This is a genomic window from Deltaproteobacteria bacterium (genome assembly GCA_013151915.1).
Classification (GTDB): Bacteria; BMS3Abin14; BMS3Abin14; order BMS3Abin14; family BMS3Abin14; genus BMS3ABIN14.
Genome location: JAADHJ010000017.1, coordinates 17048 through 36480 on the forward strand (window position 1 = coordinate 17048; position 19433 = coordinate 36480).

At 54.9% G+C, this 19433-nt stretch carries 17 protein-coding genes and 1 tRNA gene; 8 read left to right on the forward strand and 10 right to left on the reverse strand.

The features are described 5' to 3' along the window. The first annotated feature begins 23 nt into the window (after positions 1-23). The 8 genes from GXP52_03980 (at position 24) to GXP52_04015 (ending at position 7830) form a co-directional block, all read left to right on the forward strand. Positions 24-1472 carry an FAD-binding oxidoreductase gene (locus tag GXP52_03980; GenBank protein NOY86443.1) on the forward strand — a complete coding sequence of 483 codons (1449 nt, stop codon included), beginning with the start codon at positions 24-26 and terminating at the stop codon, positions 1470-1472. A 19-nt stretch (positions 1473-1491) separates the two neighbouring features. Beyond that, positions 1492-2658 carry a (Fe-S)-binding protein gene (locus GXP52_03985; protein ID NOY86444.1) on the forward strand — a complete coding sequence of 389 codons (1167 nt, stop codon included), beginning with the start codon at positions 1492-1494 and terminating at the stop codon, positions 2656-2658. Position 2659: 1 nt separating this feature from the next. After that, positions 2660-3520 (forward strand): DUF2877 domain-containing protein, encoded by an 861-nt coding sequence (locus tag GXP52_03990; protein NOY86445.1) that lies wholly within the window; start codon positions 2660-2662, stop codon positions 3518-3520. Further along, the gene (locus tag GXP52_03995) at positions 3520-4482 is read left to right on the forward strand and encodes an AIR synthase (GenBank protein ID NOY86446.1); all 963 of its coding nucleotides are present in this window, start codon (positions 3520-3522) and stop codon (positions 4480-4482) included. Before GXP52_03990 ends, GXP52_03995 begins: the two co-directional genes overlap by 1 nt. Positions 4483-4547: 65 nt before the next feature. Then, positions 4548-5258, forward strand: a complete 711-nt coding sequence (locus GXP52_04000; GenBank protein ID NOY86447.1) for a hypothetical protein — start codon at positions 4548-4550, stop codon at positions 5256-5258. 58 nt (positions 5259-5316) lie between these two features. Beyond that, a complete protein-coding gene (locus tag GXP52_04005; protein ID NOY86448.1) occupies positions 5317-6306 on the forward strand; it encodes an ABC transporter substrate-binding protein in 990 nt (329 codons plus the stop codon). Next, positions 6303-7058 carry an ABC transporter permease gene (locus GXP52_04010; protein NOY86449.1) on the forward strand — a complete coding sequence of 252 codons (756 nt, stop codon included), beginning with the start codon at positions 6303-6305 and terminating at the stop codon, positions 7056-7058. The genes GXP52_04005 and GXP52_04010 overlap by 4 nt, the downstream gene beginning before the upstream one ends. 16 nt (positions 7059-7074) lie before the next feature. Beyond that, entirely contained in the window at positions 7075-7830 is a 756-nt protein-coding gene (locus tag GXP52_04015) for an ABC transporter ATP-binding protein (protein NOY86450.1), read from the forward strand. A gap of 141 nt (positions 7831-7971) precedes the next feature. Here GXP52_04015 and GXP52_04020 read toward each other — a convergent pair. The 10 genes from GXP52_04020 to GXP52_04065 form a co-directional block, all read right to left on the reverse strand. Beyond that, positions 7972-8047: transfer RNA gene (locus GXP52_04020), tRNA-Phe, on the reverse strand. Between the two features lie 154 nt (positions 8048-8201). Next, on the reverse strand, positions 8202-9320 hold the full coding sequence (locus GXP52_04025; protein ID NOY86451.1) for a hypothetical protein: 1119 nt from the start codon (positions 9318-9320) through the stop codon (positions 8202-8204). Between the two features lie 535 nt (positions 9321-9855). Next, positions 9856-11418: a hydantoinase B/oxoprolinase family protein gene (locus GXP52_04030; GenBank protein ID NOY86452.1), complete on the reverse strand. Its 1563-nt coding sequence runs from the start codon at positions 11416-11418 to the stop codon at positions 9856-9858. Positions 11419-11427: 9 nt separating this feature from the next. Further along, positions 11428-13404, reverse strand: a complete 1977-nt coding sequence (locus GXP52_04035) for a hydantoinase/oxoprolinase family protein (GenBank protein NOY86453.1) — start codon at positions 13402-13404, stop codon at positions 11428-11430. 2 nt (positions 13405-13406) lie between these two features. Then, positions 13407-14123, reverse strand: a complete 717-nt coding sequence (locus GXP52_04040) for an ABC transporter ATP-binding protein (protein ID NOY86454.1) — start codon at positions 14121-14123, stop codon at positions 13407-13409. Further along, on the reverse strand, positions 14124-14873 hold the full coding sequence (locus GXP52_04045) for an ABC transporter ATP-binding protein (protein NOY86455.1): 750 nt from the start codon (positions 14871-14873) through the stop codon (positions 14124-14126). Then, a complete protein-coding gene (locus GXP52_04050) occupies positions 14873-15880 on the reverse strand; it encodes a branched-chain amino acid ABC transporter permease (protein ID NOY86456.1) in 1008 nt (335 codons plus the stop codon). The genes GXP52_04045 and GXP52_04050 overlap by 1 nt, the downstream gene beginning before the upstream one ends. After that, entirely contained in the window at positions 15868-16782 is a 915-nt protein-coding gene (locus tag GXP52_04055; GenBank protein ID NOY86457.1) for a branched-chain amino acid ABC transporter permease, read from the reverse strand. The genes GXP52_04050 and GXP52_04055 overlap by 13 nt, the downstream gene beginning before the upstream one ends. Positions 16783-16874: 92 nt before the next feature. After that, positions 16875-18188: an ABC transporter substrate-binding protein gene (locus GXP52_04060; protein ID NOY86458.1), complete on the reverse strand. Its 1314-nt coding sequence runs from the start codon at positions 18186-18188 to the stop codon at positions 16875-16877. Positions 18189-18535: 347 nt separating this feature from the next. Then, positions 18536-19318: a putative hydro-lyase gene (locus GXP52_04065; GenBank protein ID NOY86459.1), complete on the reverse strand. Its 783-nt coding sequence runs from the start codon at positions 19316-19318 to the stop codon at positions 18536-18538. Positions 19319-19433 lie beyond the last annotated feature (115 nt).

A 19433-nucleotide genomic window follows, 5' to 3' on the forward strand; every position in this document is an offset into this window, starting at 1 on the left:
AAGCGGCTGTGTAAGGAGGGGTGATGAACAGGAGGACCTGCGAAAGACTCAATGGCGGCCTTGCGGAGAGGGTTTCCTTTGATCCAGAGGTTCTGGCCACTTACGATCACGATCTCGGCGAGATGCCCGCCCTTGTGATGTCTCTTATCAACAACCGTCCCGAAGCTGTAGTCGTTGCCCGGTCCGTCGAGGATGTGAGGCAAGTGTTGTTGACCGGGGCTGAATTCGGGGTTCCTGTAACCCCCAGAGGGCAGGCCAGCTCCGGTTACGGGGGCGCCATTCCAACCGGAGGAGGGATTGTCCTGGACCTGACCGAGATGAACGGCGTCCTCGGTGTGGACAGGGAGAACATGACGGTGGACGTGGAACCCGGGATCGTATGGAACGAACTGTCCCGCGAACTGAAGGGTGTCGATCTGGACAACCGCATCGTCCCTACCAGCGCGCCCTCATCCACCGTCGGAGGATGGTTCGCCATGGGCGGGGCGGGGCTCGGGAGCCTGCTGTACGGAAACATGAGAGACGTGGTGACGGAGATCGACGTGATGGGACTCGACGGGGAGGTCATGACCTGCACTGGACAGGACCTGGACCTGCACTACCAGGCGTGCGGCACCCTTGGAGTGATCACGAGGCTCCGTCTCCGGTGCCGGGAGGCAGAGAAGCTTGTCCCCTTCGCTGTTGCCTTTCCTGACGCCGGCGCCTGTCATCGGTTCTCAAAGACCCTCTGTGACGAGATGGAGCCCTACTCCATCTCCTTTCACTCTCCAGGGTACATCAGGATGAAAAAAGAACTCGGCGGCGATGAATCGATTCCAGAGAATTCGTTTCTGGTCGTCATGGCCATTCCCGAGAGGGCCGCGGACAAAAAAACACTGGAAGAGATCGCCGGCCGTTTCGATAGCCTGCTCCTCGATCACGAAACCGCGACTCATGCCTGGGAGGACCGTTTTTATCCCATGCGTATCAAGAAACTGGGCCCCTCCATCCTGGTGGGGGAGTTCTACCTTCCGTTGGACAAATTCCGCGAGGCCTGGGGTGAGATCGAGGCCGACCTGTCCAGGGATCTCCTGGGCATGGAGGCTTTCGTTGTCCAGAACGGGCAGTTGGCCATCCTTGTGTACATCCTGGACGATGCCGGAAGTTTCTTCTACCCGTTCCGCATGGCCAAGGCGTTAAGGCCCATCAGCATCGCCGAGCGACACGGCGGGACCCTCTATAATGCAGGCCTGTGGTTCGCATCCCGGTCACGCCGGGTTCTCGGTAAGAGCAGGTATGCCGCCTTTATGAAAAAGAAGAAGATCGTTGACCCGAAAGGGCTGCTCAACCCCGGCAAGATCGTCCCGCCGAAGGTGAAGTTTCTGCCGTTCATGGATGTCAGTTCTCTCCTTTACCTGTCGTCCTGGATAGCGTCGCCCATATCGAGGCTCCTCGTTTCCAGGCGGCCTTTCGTAAAGAGAGTGGGGAGCTAGAAAAATGGGAAAAGGCAGAATGGACTCATGGAGCAAAGTGGACAATCAGGGTGATCTGTCCTTTTCCGTTGATACTTGCGCCCGGTGCGGATTCTGCAAGCCGGTGTGCACGACTCACCCCTTTGGAGGGGGGTTCGAGGCGTTCTCGCCGCGGGCGAAGGTGCACTACATCAAACAGGTAATGAGGGGGAAGGAAAAGCTTACGCCCCAATGGGTGGACCGCCTATACCAGTGCACGACCTGCGAGAGGTGTGTGGAGGTCTGCCAGACTGAGATCCCGCTGGTCCATCTCTGGGAGGAGCTGCGGGCCGAAACGGTCAGGCGTGGTATCGGACCCATGCCGATGCACAGGAAAATGGGGGAGGCGGTTGACGAGCACAACAACCCCTACGGTGAACCTGCAGAGGAGAGGAGCCGCTGGATGCTTCCCCACCACAGGCCCACTGAAGGGGCTGAATTGTTGGTGTTCGGCGGGTGCACCGGTTCGTACCGGATGACTGCCATGCTCCAGACTGGAGTCTCCATCCTCCAGCGGATGGACATCCCGTACTATTATGCGGGAGGTAAGGAGGTGTGCTGTTCGAGTCCCATGATCCGTACGGGTCAGCTCGAGTCGGCCGCCCGGCTCATCGGAAGCAACATCGACCTGTTCAACGATCTGGGTGTGAAGACGATCGTCACACCCTGCGCCGGCTGCTCCAAGACTATGAAATCGGACTACCCGGTGTGGGCCGGGAAGCTGGGGAAGGAGTGGGCCGTCGAGGTCAGGCACTTCTCCGAGCTCTACGTCGAACTGCTGCGTGACGGCAGGATCAAACCTGTGCGCAGGATCGGGAAGAAAGCAACCTACCACGATCCTTGCCATCTTGGCCGATCCCAGAGGATTTTCGACGAACCCAGGGAGATCCTGTCGGCCATACCCGGATTAACGCTGGTGGAGATGGAATATTCCCGCGACAACGCCAGATGCTGTGGAGCGGGCGGCGGGTTCAAGGGGCACTACCCTATGATGGCTGAGGAGGTCTCAGACAAGAGAGTCCTCGATGCGGTCCACACGGGGGCTGAACTGCTCGTCACCATGTGCCCTTTCTGCCAGGCGAGCTTCTCGCAGTCCATCGAAAAGCTTGGTTTGAGTATCAAGCTGATCGGGGTGGAGGAGCTCCTTCTCCAGTCGGTCGAGGGCTGAAATGGAGTCTGGGTCCATCGGCTGCGCCGCCGTCGAGTTGATGCGGTCATGTGCCACAGGACGGGTAACGGCGGTTTTTGAAAGATCAGCTCACCTTGAACTGGATGGAGTCATCCTCACCCTCGGGAACCTTGACCTCCCGGGCCATCCGTACACCATTCGGTGCCCCGAGTTCCCCCGAGGTCTTCGGAGGGGACAGGAGTTCAAGGTCGAGGAAGATGCAGTCATCATACCGGGATGCCGCCGCCTGGAACTCGGGCAGATGGATGTCTTCCGATCCAGGGTGAAGGTCGGCGCCATGGCCGGTCTGGAGGAGATGCAGCAGGCCCTGCAGGCGGTTCGCTACACGGTCGCCACCGCCTCGTTCAGGGACGGTTTTCATTCCTTCGTCATCGCGAGTCTTCATCACGGTATGATGACTCAGGCGGTTCTGCCCGTGATCCAACGGCTCACCGTTGCCATCCGGGAGGGCGATTGGGAAGCGATGGTCGAAGCCGGGGTGGATCTGGCGGGAGTTGGAGAGGGGTTGACGCCTTCAGGGGATGATTTCCTGGCGGGGCTGGTGGCCGCGCTGCGTTTCCACCGCACCAGCGGCGGACCCGGTCCGGAAAACCGACAGCTCGAATCCCTGGCTTCACGGGCACGTGGCCGCACGTCCGCTTTTTCGGCCCAGAATATAGCTTCGGCCGCCAGGGGCCTGGTGTCGGACGCGGTGTCGGAATGGCTCGAACACTTCCACCTCGGTGATTCAGATGCCCTGGTGGATTCTACGCGCCGGCTCCTGGATTTCGGTCACTCGAGCGGAGTGGACACGATCGCAGGGATGACCACCGGCCTGGCCGCGGTCCTGGAGCGGTGGTGATGAAACCGACCGACCTGTCTGAACTTGCAGATCATATCCGGCGTTCGCCTCAGTTCCAACAGAAACGGATCATTGCCCCCACTCTGGGCGGCGCCGGGTTCAGGGCTGCGGCGATGGGCTTCGTCAACGGTGACGACGCAGCCGCGATACCCGACGGCGACGGTTTTCTTCTCCTGGCCGCGGAGGCGATCACCCCGTCCCTGGTTCGCCGCGACCCGTTCCTGGCCGGCAGGAGCGCAGTCCTGGCCAACGTCAACGACATCTACTCCATGGGCGGCCGACCAGTGGCCATCGTCGATGTCATTCTCGCCGAAGACACCGGGACATCCGCTGAAATATTCAGGGGGGTTGCCGATTTTTCAATGCGGCTGCAGGTTCCGGTGGTAGGAGGTCACACCACCGTCGCCGAAGGCCCTCCTTCAGTATCTCTTGCCATCCTTGGAAAGGCCGCCAGGCTCATAACCAGCTTCGATGCACGGCCGGGCGATCGCATGGCTCTGGTCTACAACTCGGATGGTGAGTGGCTTGAGGACCTGGGATTCTGGAACTCGCTTCCGGGAAGGACAGGTGCGGAGCATGTCGCTGACCTGGAACTCCTTCCCATGGCCGCGGAATCGGGCCTGGTCAGGGCCGGGAGAGACGTAAGCATGTGTGGGATAGCGGGTACGGCTCTGATGCTCCTGGAAGCATCCCGCGTGGGCGCCCGCGTGGAACTGGAGCGTATCACGATCCCGGAAGGGGTTCATCCCGGGCGGTGGCTGTTGGCGTATTTTTCCTACGGCTTTATCCTCGCGGTGGGTGATAAGCAGTGGAACGATGTCGTGGACCTGTTCGGGGCCAGGTCTCTTCAGGTCCTGCAGATCGGGACCTTCTTGTCGGGATCGCAGCTGATCCTGTCGGCCGGCGGCCGGCAAGAGGTTCTGTGGGACTGGTCTGCGAAACCGTTCCTGGGGTTCAGGTGAGGGAGTGCGCCCGACCCTCGTGGGGCGTGTCAAGCAGGTTTTTCCTGCCCAATGAGGACGCCCGGATGGTTCGCGAGGCGATAGCCGCACTCGACGATCCCCCGCTGCGCCCGGTCTTTGTCGGAGGGTCCGGGTTCCTGCCGGTGGAAGCGGCCAGGTCCCTCCCGGAGGGCGTGAGACCCGTATACGTGGACATATCCTCCTTCCAGGTGAAATTTTTCCGGCGCTTTCTGAAGGCTCTTGTCGACAGTGACACGCCGGAACAATTGAGGAACTGGTTTTCCAGGGATGTCTATCCCGTGTTGAAGGAGCATTACCGGAAGTACCGGGGCCGGTTTTACAGCCGGAACCAGGTCTTCACCGCCCTTGAAAAGCTGTTCCGGATCGATTTTTTCTTCCAGGCGGAGGCCCTTCAGGAGGCCAGGAGAATTGCCGGGTCGATGGTCGACGTCCAGCAGGACATCAGGACTTACCTGTCCGAATCCGGGCGGTGTCATGATTTCATTTGCCTGAGCAACGTACTGGACTACCTGCCGAGGGAGGAACTGGTCCCCATGTTCGGGGCCTGCCGGGCATCGGGCGCATCCGTCTACGCCCTTATGACGGAAGCCTGCCGCCACCCCCGTGATGTGACCGAGGCCTGGGAACGAGCGGGGTATTCCCTCCACCCACTGGCGGATGAACTTACGGTGAGAAACCGGGGGCTCGGTTCATGGACGCTGGGGCGCAGCTGGAACCGGTCGGGAAATATCAGGCTTCTGGTTCCGGGCGCCTGATCCGGAGCCGGGAAAGTGAGACCTTTCCCCCGATAACACTTACGAGAAAGGGACATGAATGAAGAAAATTGCTCTTATCGCGACATTTATCGTGCTTACCGCAGTGGCGATCTTCCAGATAAGAAATATGGTTTCAAGCAGAGATCAGCCTTTACCGGAGCCCGTCAGAATGGCGTATCTGCAAAATGACATCCATCATCTCGCGCTATGGGTCGCTCTGGATAAAGGCTTCTTCAGGGATGAGGGTGTCGATGTCCAGATAAGCGGTATTTTCAGGGCCGGGCCGGAGATCATGAACGCCTTTTCCGCCGGTGCCCTGGACATGGCCTACGTGGGCGAGGCGCCTTCGACCTTCGCGGTGGCCAACGTGAAGAGCGACGTGAAGGTGGTGGCACAGGTCAACACGGAGGGGTCGGCCCTGGTGGTGGCCGCCGGCCAAACGGATATAGAGGACGTTTCAGCCCTGAAGGGAAAGAATGTGGCAATCCCGGGCCATGCGACGGTCCAGGATTTTCTGCTCAAGAAGGCGCTCACAACAGCTGGGGTGGACCCGTCGGAGGTCAACCTTATCATCCTTAAGCCGCCCGAGATGATCGGTGCTCTACGCTCCGGCCAGATAGACGCGTTCATCGCCTGGGAACCATATCCCTCCAAGGCGTTTATAGCCGGTGTCGGCAGAGTCCTGGCCGGCTCCCACGATATCTGGCCTGATCATCCCTGCTGCGTCCTGGTGTCAGACACCGCCTTTATGGAGGCCCACCCCGCCAGGGTGGCAAAGGTCCTCAGGGCCCACGTCCGGGCAACGGATTTCATAAAGGCGAATCCAGAGGAGGCGTTGCGTGTGGGGGTCAAGTACACGGGAATGGATAAAGCCACGGTGCGCAAGGCCCTCAGATCGGTGACTTATACCTACATCCCCAGCATCGAGGGTGAGAAGGAGTACGTCCGTTTCCTGTCTGAACTCGGATATATCAAAGTCTCCGACCCTGACTCCTTCGTCTCCGGATTCATCAAGTCGGGTCTCCTGGACAGGATCGAGGACAGATGAGAGGAAAGCAGCTGATCCCGCTTCTCCTTCTGATCCTTGCCTGGCAGGCCTTGAGTTCGCTGGGCGGAGTCCCGTCCTACAAACTGCCCTCGCCGCTCCAGGTTCTCGCGGGCCTCATGGATCTGATAAAAGTGGGTCTGCCGCCTGGGCACCGCCTGCACATGCACATCCTGTATAGCCTACATAGGGTTTCTCTGGGGTACCTGTTCGCCGCCGTGACTGCGATTCCCATGGGACTCGCGATGGGCTGGTCCAGGAGGTTCCGCAACATGATTGGACCGCTGCTGGAGCTGTTCAGGCCCATCCCCCCGCTGGCCTGGATCCCCATCGCCATCCTGTGGTTCGGTATCGGGACAAAGTCAGCAGTGTTTATCATTTTCCTGGGCGCTTTCTTTCCGATCCTGCTCAATACAGCCTCCGGAGTCCTGGCGGTGGACCCCCTCCTGGTGGAAGCGGTCCTGACGCTCAACGGCCGTAACAGGGACGTCATTTTGAAGGTCCTCATTCCCGGTGCAGTCCCCTCGATCATGACCGGCTTGAGGATCGGCGTCGGCCTGGGATGGATGACCCTGGTGGCGGCGGAGTTCTCCGGCGTCAAGCAGGGTTACGGTTTAGGGTATATGATCATGACGGCCAGGGATATCCTGCGTCCGGATGAGATCCTGGCGGGGATGTTCGTGATCGGATTGATCGGACTCACCATAGACGGCGGCCTGCGGCTGCTTGAAAAGAATCTCGTCAAATGGAGATAGGAAGCAGAGAATAACAATGGCACTGAGCCTTACACTGTCCAACATGACCAAGGTGTACCCGGAGAACGACTCATCCCGGCAGGTCCGGGTCCTCGACGGGATTGACTGCCACATTGAAAAAGGGGAGTTTTTTTCCGTCGTCGGACCCAGTGGGTGCGGGAAAACAACCCTGTTGAGAATTCTCGCCGGTTTGGAAAGCGCCACAGGGGGCCGCTGTCTGGTCAACGGGGACGCCATTGTCCGAAACGATCGGCGGGTGGGGATGATCTTCCAGGAGTTTGCCCTTTTGCCCTGGAGGACAACGGTGCAGAATATCGAGGTGGGGTTGGAGATCCTGGGTGTCCCCAGGAAGGAAAGGCAGGTTGAAGCTCTCCGATACATCAATGAGTTCGGACTCGAGGGTTTCGAGAACACCTATCCCAGGATGCTGTCCGGCGGCATGAAGCAGAGGGTGGCCATAGCCAGGACCCTTGTCACCAACCCCGAGGTTGTGCTGATGGATGAGCCCTTCGGCTCACTGGACAGCCAGTCCAGGATGGAGATGCAGAACTTCCTGCTCGACGTCTGGGACCGGCGCAAAATGACGGTGGTATTTGTCACCCATAGCGTGAACGAGGCGGTCTATCTGGGCGACAGGGTGATGGTCCTGTCCAAACGGCCATCGAGGCTCATGGACATCATCGATGCCAGGATTCCCAGACCCAGAGACCGGACAAGTCCTGAACTGATGGAGCTCAAGAAGGAGATCCTGGAACTGTGCACGGCCCGCTGACCGCTTTCCCCTTCGCTAAAGCTTCGGGTGACAAGTTGGAGGACAGGCTTCATTGAACCGGGTGGCCTGGCGGCCATGCGGTTCTCACCCGGTCCAGAAGCACCAGTAAAAAAAAGCCCCCAAAAGGGGGCGTTTTTTTACTGGTGCCGAGGGACGGAATTGAACCGCCGACACGAGGATTTTCAGTCCTCTGCTCTACCGACTGAGCTACCTCGGCTGATGTAAAGGCTCCAAATCCGGTTGCCGTGGGAAACCTCTATCTAGTCCAAAAGGGCCTTCGTGTCAAGGCTGTGAATGTTTCGTAAGCGCCATGACAGCCATGATGGATCCTGCATGCTCAGCGGGTGGTTCATCAGTTGCCGTAATGGGCGTCATCGTCCATCGTCGTATTTGCGCTTCCCTTTTGTTTTCTTCCCGCCATTCCAGTGTCCATACGGGATGTCCTCGAATGATTCGTCCCTGAAATCGTCCGGGAGGGCCTTAATCGCGCCGGGGATTTTCCTGCCCCTGATCAGGTTCCACGGCCCCTTGAAAGAGCCGCCGAGATACCAGGCTTCATGGCGCCGCATGTACCAGCCGCCCTTAAAATAGACGATGTCCCTGGATATTCCGGGAACGTAGTAAATTTTGCGGTGTTTCATATAGTGAACCCTGGCGGGTCTTTGAAGATTGAGCTCCGGGAGCGTGGTCGGTGCCTCCCGCTTTTTCGCGATCCCGTTTTCGTCGGGTTTATGCCTGACCGCAGGGGGTTTCATTCCCCCACGGGGCCTTTTCCACTCCGCCCGCGGTTTTTGTTCCGTATTTCCAGGCCTCTTCCACGCGCCGTAAGGGACCCTTTCGTACCTTTTCATATCCTTCCGGTAGTCCGGCCCCAGCTCCCACAGTTTTCGGGGGACCTTGCTCTCCTCAAGGTAGGCCCAGGGACCGGAGTAGTGGGGTCCCATGTACCATACGCCCTTGTATCTGTTGTACCAGCCTCCGTTGTAAAATACGATATCGGCCGAAATACCGGGAATGATATAGACGTTGAGATTGGGGACGCGGTACATATGAGTAGGATGCCTGTATCGGACCTTGGGGGGAGGTTCCTGTCTTCGTTTCTTCCAGTGGCCGTAGGGGACGCGGTAGTATCTGGAGCGGTACCTGGCCCTGTAGTCGCGGGGGAGTTGTCTAAGGGGCCTGGGGATGACCCTTAACTCCGCGTATGTCCACGGTCCCCTGTAGCTCGTTCCCCAGTACCATCTCGTCCCGAGGCGATAGTACCAGCGCCCCCCGTAGAAGAAGATCTCTGCCGAAGCGTTGGGGACGAAGTAGACGGACAGGCTTGGAATCAGGATCAGGTAGCTTGGCTGAGAAACCGTTACAAACGGTGGCGCCGGCGCCCTGGTTTCATAGGGATGTGATGGGGGAGGACCTGCGTAGTACGTTGTGCAGCCGGAGACCGCCGCAAAAACCGTGGCGGCCGACAGAACCAGGATCATTTTTTTCATCTCGAACCACCTTTGTTAGGGTCGTAAAAAGTCCATTCGTGGCTTTTTACTTAACGGAAAGCAAAAAGTGTCATTTTCACTTTCCTCACAAATCTTCGATTTACGCGCCCGTAAGTGGGCGCGTTGATGACTTCTTAACGAAGTCATCTTGTTTGTTAGGGTCGTAAAAAGTCCATTAATGGCCTTTTACTCCACGGAAAGCGAAAAGTGTCATTTTCACTTTCCTCACAAATCTTCGATTTGCGCGCCCGTAAGTGGGCGCGATGATGACTTCTTACGAAGTCATCTTGTTTGCTAGAGTCGTAAAAAGTCCATCAGCATCGGAAATGAAAAAATTTTCAAAATAAGCATTTTCTCCTACACATCTTATGACACAGTTGGGGTAATAAAGGTTTAACGGGAGAAACTAGGACGTCCCTGACGGGACGTGTATGGGTGTATGGGAGTAAGGAAGTATGGGGATGCCCAAACTTCAAACATGGAACGTGGAACATAAAACCTGAGGAGCGAAAGCTCCGAGCATCCGGACACGGCTTTATTTATGTCCATACCCCCCTCCACCCGGTGTTTCAATCCTTATTATGTCGTCCTTCTGAAGAGTGGCCGAGAACTTGCCGCCCTTCTCAATCCACTTGCCCGAATGCTGGACGATATTCCTCCCGGCAGCACCGGGCTCCCCTCCGTAAAGGCCGTACGGCCGATGTCTTCTCCTTTCCGATAGAACGGTGATCTCCGCTTCAGACAGCAGATGGATCTCCCTGACAAGGCCTTCACCGCCCCTGTAGAGTCCTCTGCCGCCGGTTCCTCGGCGTATGGAATACTCCGTTACGAGAAAGGGGAAACTGTATTCCAGGGCCTCTATCGGCGTGTTGAGTGTATTCGTCATGTGTGAGTGGACCGCGCTCTCTCCATCGTTTCCTGCCGCAGCCCCCATGCCACCGGCGATAGTTTCGTAATAAGCGAAGGGCTTCCCATTCCTGGGATCGATACCCCCTATTGTTATATTGTTCATGGTCCCTTGACTGGCGGCTGGAATTTTTCCCGGCAGAGCCTGGGAGAGGGCGCCGAACACCACATCTACTATGCGCTGAGATGTTTCCACATTCCCGCCCGCCACAGGGGCCGGGATGCGGGCATCCACTATTGTGCCCTTATCGGTAATAATCTCCAGGGGCCTGAGGCAACCGGCGTTTGTGGGAATATCCCTTCCAACAAGGGTACGGAATACGTAAAGAACCGCCGAGAGTGTAATAGCATATACCGCGTTCACACATCCCCTGGCCTGCTTGTCAGACCCTCTGAAGTCGATGGTCGCTTCGTCGCCCTTTATGGTTACGGAGACGGCGATTTTGATTTCCTCCTCACTGATCCCATCGTCGTCCATGTAGTCCTCAAAGGAGTAGGTGCCGTCAGGTATGTCCCTGATCGTAAGACGGGTGATTTTCTCGGCGTAGTCCATCAGGCTTTTCGCGTAAAATTCCACGGTCTTGAACGAATATTTCTCTACCAGTTCCGAGGTTCTGCGAACTCCCGTCATATTGCTCATGATCTGGGCGGCGAAATCCCCCTCTCTTTCGGTGGGCGTCCGGACGTTATTCAGGATGAACGTCATCAGCTTTGCATCAATGCTTCCTCCCTCGACGATTTTGAGGGGCGGGATGATAATACCCTCCTGAAAGATGGAACTTGAAAGCGGCATGGAGCCGGAGCTCATGCCCCCGACATCGGCATGGTGAGCCCTGTTGGCTACGTAGAAGGCGGGCGCCTTTCGGCCTGCGTACACAGGAGCGACGATTGTTATGTCCGGCAGGTGAGTGCCGCCCTTGTACGGGTCGTTGAGGATCACCATATCTCCCTCCTCTAACGTAGCGCTTTCAATGGCCGACATTACGGACATAGGCATGGAGCCGAGGTGAACGGGTATGTGAGCCGCCTGTGCTATCATCTGGCCTTCCGCATCAAAGACGGCGCAGGAAAAGTCCCTCCTCTCCTTTATGTTCGGCGAGAATCCCGTTCGCATCAGCGTCACACCCATTTCCTCGGAGATGGAGGAGAATCGGTTTTTGAATACTTCTATTAAGATAGGATTAATGTTCATGAGATAATCCTACGGTTTCACATCCAGCATGATGTTTCCATATGCATCCACCGTACCTTTGGCGAAAGGCGGAACGACTATGGTGGAGGAGTACTCCACAACTATGCAGGGACCCGAGAATCTGTTGCCGTTTTTCAGTTTATCTCTTGCAATAATGACGGTTTCCAGCTCTTTGTGGTCGAAGGTGGCTCCCCTCCTGGCCAGAATTGCTTCCTGCGGAAGTTCTTTTCCTGCGATTTCAAACTTCATGAATTCCGGTTTTTCGGGGACGCCTCTGGAACGGAGCCTTATGTTTACTATTTCGACACCTTTGTCCTCATTTCGGTAGCCGTACTTTTTCTCGTGAAGGTCATGGAAATTCTCGATGTAATCGCCTGCAAATGGAACAATAATTTCGTAGGACTGACCTTGGTAACGCATGTCGAGATATCGTTCCATGCTTATGGAATTACGGTCAATGCCCTCGACCACTAGCTCTGAGATCCCCTTTTCCTCCAAGTCGGAAAACAGTGCTATCAGCTCACCCCTGGTTACGGCGTGCTCCTTTTTCATGACCGTATGGGAATAATCCTTGATGACATCGGCCATGAGCATGCCGATAGCCGAAAGAATACCTGGATTCCGCGGAATGATAACTTTAGGGATATTTAATAGCCCTGCCAGAAATGCCCCGTGAAGGCCCCCTGCGCCACCAAAGGAAAAAAGTACGAACTCGCGAGGATCGAACCCTCTCTCTACGGAAATGACACGGATAGCTTTCTCCATAGTCGTATTGGCGACCGTGAGAATACCTTCGGCGAGTTCAATCGGGGAAAGGCCCGCCTTTTCCGACATATCGATGAAGAAGTGCTCCAGCCTGTCGGTGTAAAGTTTCATGTTCCCGCCTAGGAAGTATTCCGGGATCAGCCTGTTAAGATAAAGATTTGCGTCAGTAACCGTGATTCCATCACCCTTGCCGTAACAGATGGGCCCGGGGTCGGCGCCGGCACTGTCCGGACCGACTTTCAGGGAACCTCCGATATCGATGGAGGCGATGGAACCGCCTCCCGCTCCCACAGTGTGGATGTCGATCATGGGAACCTTTATCGGATAGCCGGATATTTCCGACTCGACAGTCAATGAAAGATCGCCGTCAATGAGCGACACATCTGTAGAGGTACCTCCCATATCGAAGGTGATGAGCTTGTCGTGACCTGCTGATTTTCCTATCTCTAAAGCGCCTACCGCGCCCCCGGCGGGCCCGGACAGAATGGTTCGAACGGACTCACTCATGGCCGTATGGGCCGAAATGCTGCCTCCGTTGGACTGCATTATGCTGAGGCTGTCATCCTCCGTCAGTTTGTCGATAAGGCAACTGATGTATTTCTGCATTTTCGGAGATACGTAGGCGTTCAGAACTGTGGTTGAGGTTCGCTCAAATTCCCTGAATTCGGAGAGTATTTCGTGGGAGAGAGAAACAGGAATATTCAGCCCGCCGAGGATCTCGCGCATTTTAAGTTCGTGCAGCGGGTTCACGAAAGAAAAAAGGAAGCAGACGGCCACCGATTCAGCTTTTGCCTCGCCGATTTTTTTTGAAACCTCCTCGGCTCCATGCTCGTGGAAGGTTTCAATCTCCTGTCCATCCTGCAACATCCTTCCGGCCACTCCGAACCTGAGGTCGCCGGGAACTATGTGCGGTTCCCTGCGATAGGCCAGGTCATATAATCTTCTTCTGTTCTGCCTCCCTATTTCGATGACGTCCTCAAAGCCCTTGTTGGTTATGAGGACTGTTCTGGCTCCCTTTCTTTCGAGTATTGAATTTGTGGCAACTGTTGACCCGTGGACAATTTTTTTGGCCCTGTCGGCTGCAATATGGCCAAGTCCTTTGAGCACAGCTTCAGCGGGGTTGGCAGGCGTTGACAGCACCTTGTGCACTTTCCAGCGGTCTCCATCCTGATATATGAAGTCTGTAAAAGTTCCTCCCGTATCTACACCGATGGTTATCATTTCTACAATCCCAGATAAGCCGACCGGATGGTGCTGCTGGCAAGAAGCTCCTCGCCCGTGCCTTCCGCCATGATTTCCCCGGTCTGAATTACGTAGCCCCTGTCGGCAAGGTCCAAGGCCTCTCTTGCATTCTGTTCCACAAGGATGATTGTAATGCCACCCTCCCTGAGGCGCCGTACAGTATCGAGAACTTCGTCAACGAGCATCGGCGCAAGGCCGAAGGAAGGCTCATCGAGCATTAAAACGGTGGGATTGGACATCAAACCGCGCCCGATGGCCACCATCTGCTGTTCGCCGCCGGAAAGTGTGGAGACTGCCTGTGTGCGGCGTTCATGCAGGCGCGGAAAAAGCCCGTAGACATACTGAAGGTTTTTCTCGATCTGATCCCGATTTTTTAAGGTATAAGCCCCAAGGACCAGGTTTTCTTCAATGGAAAGGGGGGCAAACAGCATTCTCTCCTCGGGGACACAGATAATTCCGAGGTTCACTATTTCCTCGGTCCTGAGGCGGCTCAGATCCTTGTCCATGAACATGATCCTTCCCTCAGATATCTTCTGGACCCCCATTATTGCTCGCAGAAGCGTGGATTTGCCGGCACCGTTGGCTCCAAGTAAGCAGACCGTCTCACCCTTCTCAACGTGCAGTGAAAGGCGGTGTATTACCTTAAGGCCCGAGTACCCTACAGAGATATTATCTATATGAATGAAATGCCGATTCAACTATTGGGCCACTCCTTTTATATGTTCGCGGACATATCGTTCGCCCAGATATGCTTTTATAACTTCCGGGTTCGATGCAACCGCTTCCGGGATGTCCTCGGCTATCTTTTTTCCGTAGTCCAGGACGATAACTCTTTGGCTGAGATTCATGACCATTTTCATCACATGCTCAATCAGCATTATGGTCACCCCCAGTTCACCGTGAATATATTTGATATCGGCAATTATTTCCTCGATCTCGCTCGAGTTCAAGCCTGCTGCGACCTCGTCAAGAAGCAACAGCGTAGGTTCGGTCCCCAAGGCGGTGGCCATGGTAACCCTCTTCTGGGCCACCACCGGCAGCTTACTGACAAGGTTTCCCGACACGTCAAGTAGATTAAGTTCATCCATGATCCGTATGGCCCGATCCCTTGCGCTGGAGGTTGAACGCGTACGCATGAAGCATCCCACCATTACGTTTTCTTCCACCGTCAGATCTCCGGAAGCGGCATAGATCTGGAAGGTCCTTGCTATCCCGAGCTGTGCGGATTCGTGGGCTTTTTTCGCCGTAATGTCCCTGCCTTCGAAAATAATTCGCCCTGATGTAACAGGCAGCAAACCGGAAAGGCAGTTAAAAAGTGTGGTTTTTCCGGCCCCGTTCGGACCGATGATACTGAGGAGTTCGCCCTTTTTCAACGAGAAAGAGATATCGTTGTTGGCCCTGAGACCGCCGAAATCCTTCGTCAGGTTCTGGACTTGGAGGCACTGCATTATTTTCCTCTCCTCTGGCGTATTTTCTCAATAATGCCCCATATGCCGCGTGGTTCGAAAGCCGATATTAACATGATGATAAGTGCATAGAGGATCAGATCTATTCCGACGAACCCGACCTGAGCGCCAAGATATTCTTTGAGGTAACTTTTGAGCGGTATGAGGACGGCTGCTCCTATTATAGGACCCCAGAGAGAGCCGGCTCCGCCAAGCATAGCCATGAGCGCGATCAGTATGGAGAGGTCGAGGTTCATGGTGTCTTCCGGCTCGATATTCTTTATGTAGCAGGCGTGAAAAGATCCGACCATGCTTACGAAAGCGGTAGCGACGGCATAGGTCTTGATCTTCGCCCAATGTACATTTATTCCAAGAGAACGCGCGACATCTTCGTTGTCCTTTATAGAGCGCAGTTGGAATCCCAGACGGGATTTTCTGAACCAGTTTACATAGAAAATTCCAATAAAGAAAAAGGCCAGTATGATGTAATAGTAGTACATGTCTTCCTTGAAGATCAGCCGAAGGAAGTCGGGCGAAGTGTATTTTATCGGCGAGATCTCCAGACCTCGAGCCGCCCCCACAAAATCCCAGACTTCGAAGATATCCTTCAGAATCAGTGAAGTGGCTATAGTAGCAATGGCAAAATAATGTCCGGTAAGGCGGAACAGCGGATAGCCGATAATGAAAGACCAACAGATGGCAAGGAACATCCCGGTGGGCATGGAAACCCAGAAGGGGATATCCCACCTGATCAGCATTACGGCTGTTGTAAAAGCTCCAATGCCGACGTATTGGGCCTTGCCGAGGTCAACCTGTCCGCCATAACCTCCGATAGTATTCCAGCCCATACCGTAAAGCGAGAACATGAGAAACTGGATCAGTGTCGACATCGCAAATGAGGAATGGGGCAGAAGGGGAAAGAGCAGGAGGAAAATTGCTGTCGAACCTGCCACAAGGAGGTCAAATCTTTGGAAGTCGGAGAAATTGAAAGCCTGCTTTAATGCTTCCATCCGAAAAGTCCCCTGGGCCGCAACACCATGATCACGAAGTACGTCAGATACACCCACATGTATTTTAAGGACGTCATTGGTACGTCCGCCATCCATCCAACGTTGAAGGTATATGTAATAAAATCCCAGAAACCTGGAATTTCGGTGATAAGTCCAACTATGATCCCCGCAAAAAAAGCTCCTGGAATGCTGCCGAAGCCGCCAAGAGCCACGATGGTAAAGGCGATCATGGTAAACAGTATCCCTACGAAGGGGTTTACGGGCCAGAAATTAACTATGAGAGCGCCTGCTATAGTGACTGTGGCCACTCCTATTCCCCATGCGAGGGCGTTCATCCGTTCCGTTGGGATACCCATATATCTTGCACCCTGGGCATTGAGGGCGGTTGCGGTCAGGGCTTTGCCTACTCTGGACCTGTTCATGAACAACCAGATTGCCAGGAACGCTACTACAGAAAGACCGGCTACTACTGCCTTCGTGGCAGGTATTATGACACCCATTCCGAGTTCGAAGCTCTTGCCGACCAGTATGCCTTTGTGTAGTGCCCTGTCTTCAGAACCGAAGATCATCAGGGCAAGATTCCTGAGGAGCAGCATAAGCCCGAATGTGCCGAGGAGTTGGGCCAGTATTGGACCCCTGAGAAGAAACCGAATGAATCCGTAGTAGCATATTACGCCCAGGGAAAAACCCACGAGGGCGGCCACAGGCAACGTCAGCAGGGGATCGATCCCCGTTGCCTGGGCAGTAAACAGACCGGTGTACATGCCGATCATGAGAAATTCGCCGTGAGCGAAGTTTACAATGTCCATCACGCCGAAGATTATCGTCAGCCCGAGGGAGATAAAGGCCAAGACCATCCCGAACAGTAGTCCGGCGACTATAGAACTTAAAAGTATGCTCATTGCGATTAAAAAATTATCAGAACGAAAAGAACCATCCTGCCCATCCAATGTTCGAAGACATGAGAGATAGACAGGATGGTATCAGATGCGTTTTAGAAACCGGGCAAGGGGAAGATCATGTCGGCGGATGATACATCAAACGGATAGATGATCTCCAGCCCCATGCTTCCGTCCGCCTGTTTCTGATACTGACCGATTAGGCCGGACCCAAGAACATTCTGTCCCAGCTCCTCGCCGGAAGTAGAGAATTTGATGCCGGCCCAGGGCACTACAAGTTCATTGCCGGGTATGTTTATGGAATTGGCCGCACGCTGTATGTCGGCAGGTTTCGTGGAACCGGCTTTCTCCAGGATATAAACCCAGGTTTGCAGGCCGGTGAAGGCCCTGGCCGAAGCGCCGCCCAGGTCGTTGCCGGTCTTTGCCTTGTACATGGCGTTTACCTTCCCGGCAAGCGGTTTTATTTCAACCAACTTCGGCAGAAAGACGGTTCGAGTCAATATACCCTCGATACTACTTCCCAAGGTATTGCGAAATTCAGGCTTCTCGAAACCAGCGTCCTGGCCCCATATAATCTTCGGATGTGCCTTCTGGGCCTTGAGTGTATTAACCATCAGTATGGCGTCCGATGCATACGAGGCGAAAAGCATCACGTCGGGTTTGGCCGCCTTAAGGGAGCGCACCTCACTGGAAAGATCCGTGGACTTGGCTGTATAAAGGAGAGATTTTTTCAGATTGAACCCGTATTCTTTAGACATGTCTTTAATCAGGCCCGAGACGTGAGAGCCCCATTCCGTCTTCTCACAGGCCGATGCGATGTTTTTGATCTCCTTTTTGGATACGCCTTTTACACCTCGTACTTTGCCCTCGGTAATACCTTTGAGGAGCTCGAAAAGGTCCTTTGTGAACCACTTGTCATGTGGGGTGGTCCGCCAGAACCATTTGAATCCCCTTTTTGTAAGGGAGGGGGATGTGGAAGAGCCGTTAATCATCGGCACACCGTACTGTTCAGCCACGGCGCTGACGGTCTTTGTTACGGAGCTGAAATAGCATCCCAGAATCCCGTCAACCTTATCGTCAAGAATCAGCTTTTTGGCAAGGTCTGCTCCCAGGGTCGGATTACCTTCATGATCCTTGAATATCAGCTTGATCTTGGCGCCGCCCAGACTTTTGATTCCTTCGTTTTGTGCCATTGTCATGGGTATGTCGGCGAAGACACCATTAGCCAGTTTGGCGGCCAGCTCCGCTCCGGCTCGAAGTTCACGGCCGGCAGCAGCGGCTCCGCCGGTCAGCGGATAAATTACCCCGATCTTGATCTCCTTGGCCGCCATTACATTGGTCGGTCCAAATAACCCCGTAACCATTAGCAGACAAAGAACGAATACATTAATCTTAACCAATGATCTCATCTCGCTCCCTCCTTCGCATCTCAGGTTAAAGTGCGACGCCCCACCTGCTTTCACCTCAAGCCGGGGAGAAGAAAAAACAAGACTGAGCTACCCTCTCAGAAACGACAGGGTAAATATCATTTGATTAAGGAATGGGGCGCTGTAACAGGAATACACAAGAGTTGACGAACGATCTGCAGTTAAGGCGGACAAGCCCATTCACTCCCTGGTGACAACGCTATCATACGGCAATAACCTGGTCAAGTCCCGGGATCCGTAATGTTTTGAACAGCCCACCGTTGGGGGAGGGGAAGCCATCCCACGCCTCGCAAAACGGCTCGAAGAAACTTTTTGCGAGGTTGTCATCATCAGAGGAGTGTCAAGTGTTCATCCTTTATGTCCGATATGAACATATGCCCCGGAGAGTGCGTAATTATAATGGGCAGTTGGGTCGATGTGGCGGCTAGCGTAGATGTAACACCACAGGCCCAGAAAACCGGGACCTCATCCGGATGAATTGAAACAGGGTCTCCGAAGTCGGGCTCCGCAAGATTTCCTATTCCGATCTCTTCCGGTGCGCCGATATGAACAGGGGCCCCATGAGTGAGATTGAACCTTGTAGTTACCTGTACGGCCCTGATGGCCTGTTCCGGATTCATCGGCCGCATTGTGACAACCAGAGGAGCTGAAAAGGGGCCTGCAGGCAGGCACTCACGGTTCGTTATGTACATGGAGACGTTTTTCCCCTCGTCCAGGTTTCTTACAGGCACGCCGGCTGCGAGAAGAGCATTTTCAAAAGAGAAGCTGCATCCGAGTAGAAAACTCACGGTATCTTCGCTGAAAAGATCATATACATCGAGAGGTTCCTCTGCGAGTTTGCCATCCCTGTAGACGCTGTAACGGGGCAGGTCCGTCCTCAGGTCGGCTCCGGGGGCGATCCGGGGTGCGGTCCGGCCGGGTTCAAGGACATCCAGAATTGGACATGGTTTTGGGTTCCGGGTGCAAAACAGAAGAAAATTGAACGCTTCTTCCTTCGGAAGCATGACCAGGTTTGCCTGGACGTTGCCTGGAGCGGCTCCAGATGTTGGAGACGACCATTTTCCTGACCTTATAACAGCCCTTAATCCCTCAGGAGACAGCGGCTGATCCATATGCATTCCTTTCAAGTAATTAGAGAATGTTTAATGTTGGCCGGGCCTTGAAGAATTTAACACATAGCGGAAATGAAGTTCCAGCCAATAAAATAATGATCTGTGGAAACCGGCT

Excerpts from the sequence above, each read along its gene's own strand:
- GXP52_04015 (NOY86450.1), top strand. The coding sequence starts at position 7,075 with ATGGCACTGAGCCTTACACTGTCCAACATGACCAAGGTGTACCCGGAG.
- GXP52_04010 (NOY86449.1), top strand. The coding sequence starts at position 6,303 with ATGAGAGGAAAGCAGCTGATCCCGCTTCTCCTTCTGATCCTTGCCTGG.
- GXP52_04060 (NOY86458.1), bottom strand. The coding sequence starts at position 18,188 with ATGAGATCATTGGTTAAGATTAATGTATTCGTTCTTTGTCTGCTAATG.
- GXP52_04045 (NOY86455.1), bottom strand. The coding sequence starts at position 14,873 with ATGCAGTGCCTCCAAGTCCAGAACCTGACGAAGGATTTCGGCGGTCTC.
- GXP52_03990 (NOY86445.1), top strand. The coding sequence starts at position 2,660 with ATGGAGTCTGGGTCCATCGGCTGCGCCGCCGTCGAGTTGATGCGGTCA.
- GXP52_03985 (NOY86444.1), top strand. The coding sequence starts at position 1,492 with ATGGACTCATGGAGCAAAGTGGACAATCAGGGTGATCTGTCCTTTTCC.
- GXP52_04025 (NOY86451.1), bottom strand. The coding sequence starts at position 9,320 with ATGAAAAAAATGATCCTGGTTCTGTCGGCCGCCACGGTTTTTGCGGCG.
- GXP52_04050 (NOY86456.1), bottom strand. The coding sequence starts at position 15,880 with ATGGAAGCATTAAAGCAGGCTTTCAATTTCTCCGACTTCCAAAGATTT.
- GXP52_03980 (NOY86443.1), top strand. The coding sequence starts at position 24 with ATGAACAGGAGGACCTGCGAAAGACTCAATGGCGGCCTTGCGGAGAGG.
- GXP52_04035 (NOY86453.1), bottom strand. The coding sequence starts at position 13,404 with ATGATAACCATCGGTGTAGATACGGGAGGAACTTTTACAGACTTCATA.
- GXP52_03995 (NOY86446.1), top strand. The coding sequence starts at position 3,520 with ATGAAACCGACCGACCTGTCTGAACTTGCAGATCATATCCGGCGTTCG.
- GXP52_04005 (NOY86448.1), top strand. The coding sequence starts at position 5,317 with ATGAAGAAAATTGCTCTTATCGCGACATTTATCGTGCTTACCGCAGTG.
- GXP52_04030 (NOY86452.1), bottom strand. The coding sequence starts at position 11,418 with ATGAACATTAATCCTATCTTAATAGAAGTATTCAAAAACCGATTCTCC.
- GXP52_04055 (NOY86457.1), bottom strand. The coding sequence starts at position 16,782 with ATGAGCATACTTTTAAGTTCTATAGTCGCCGGACTACTGTTCGGGATG.
- GXP52_04000 (NOY86447.1), top strand. The coding sequence starts at position 4,548 with ATGGTTCGCGAGGCGATAGCCGCACTCGACGATCCCCCGCTGCGCCCG.
- GXP52_04065 (NOY86459.1), bottom strand. The coding sequence starts at position 19,318 with ATGGATCAGCCGCTGTCTCCTGAGGGATTAAGGGCTGTTATAAGGTCA.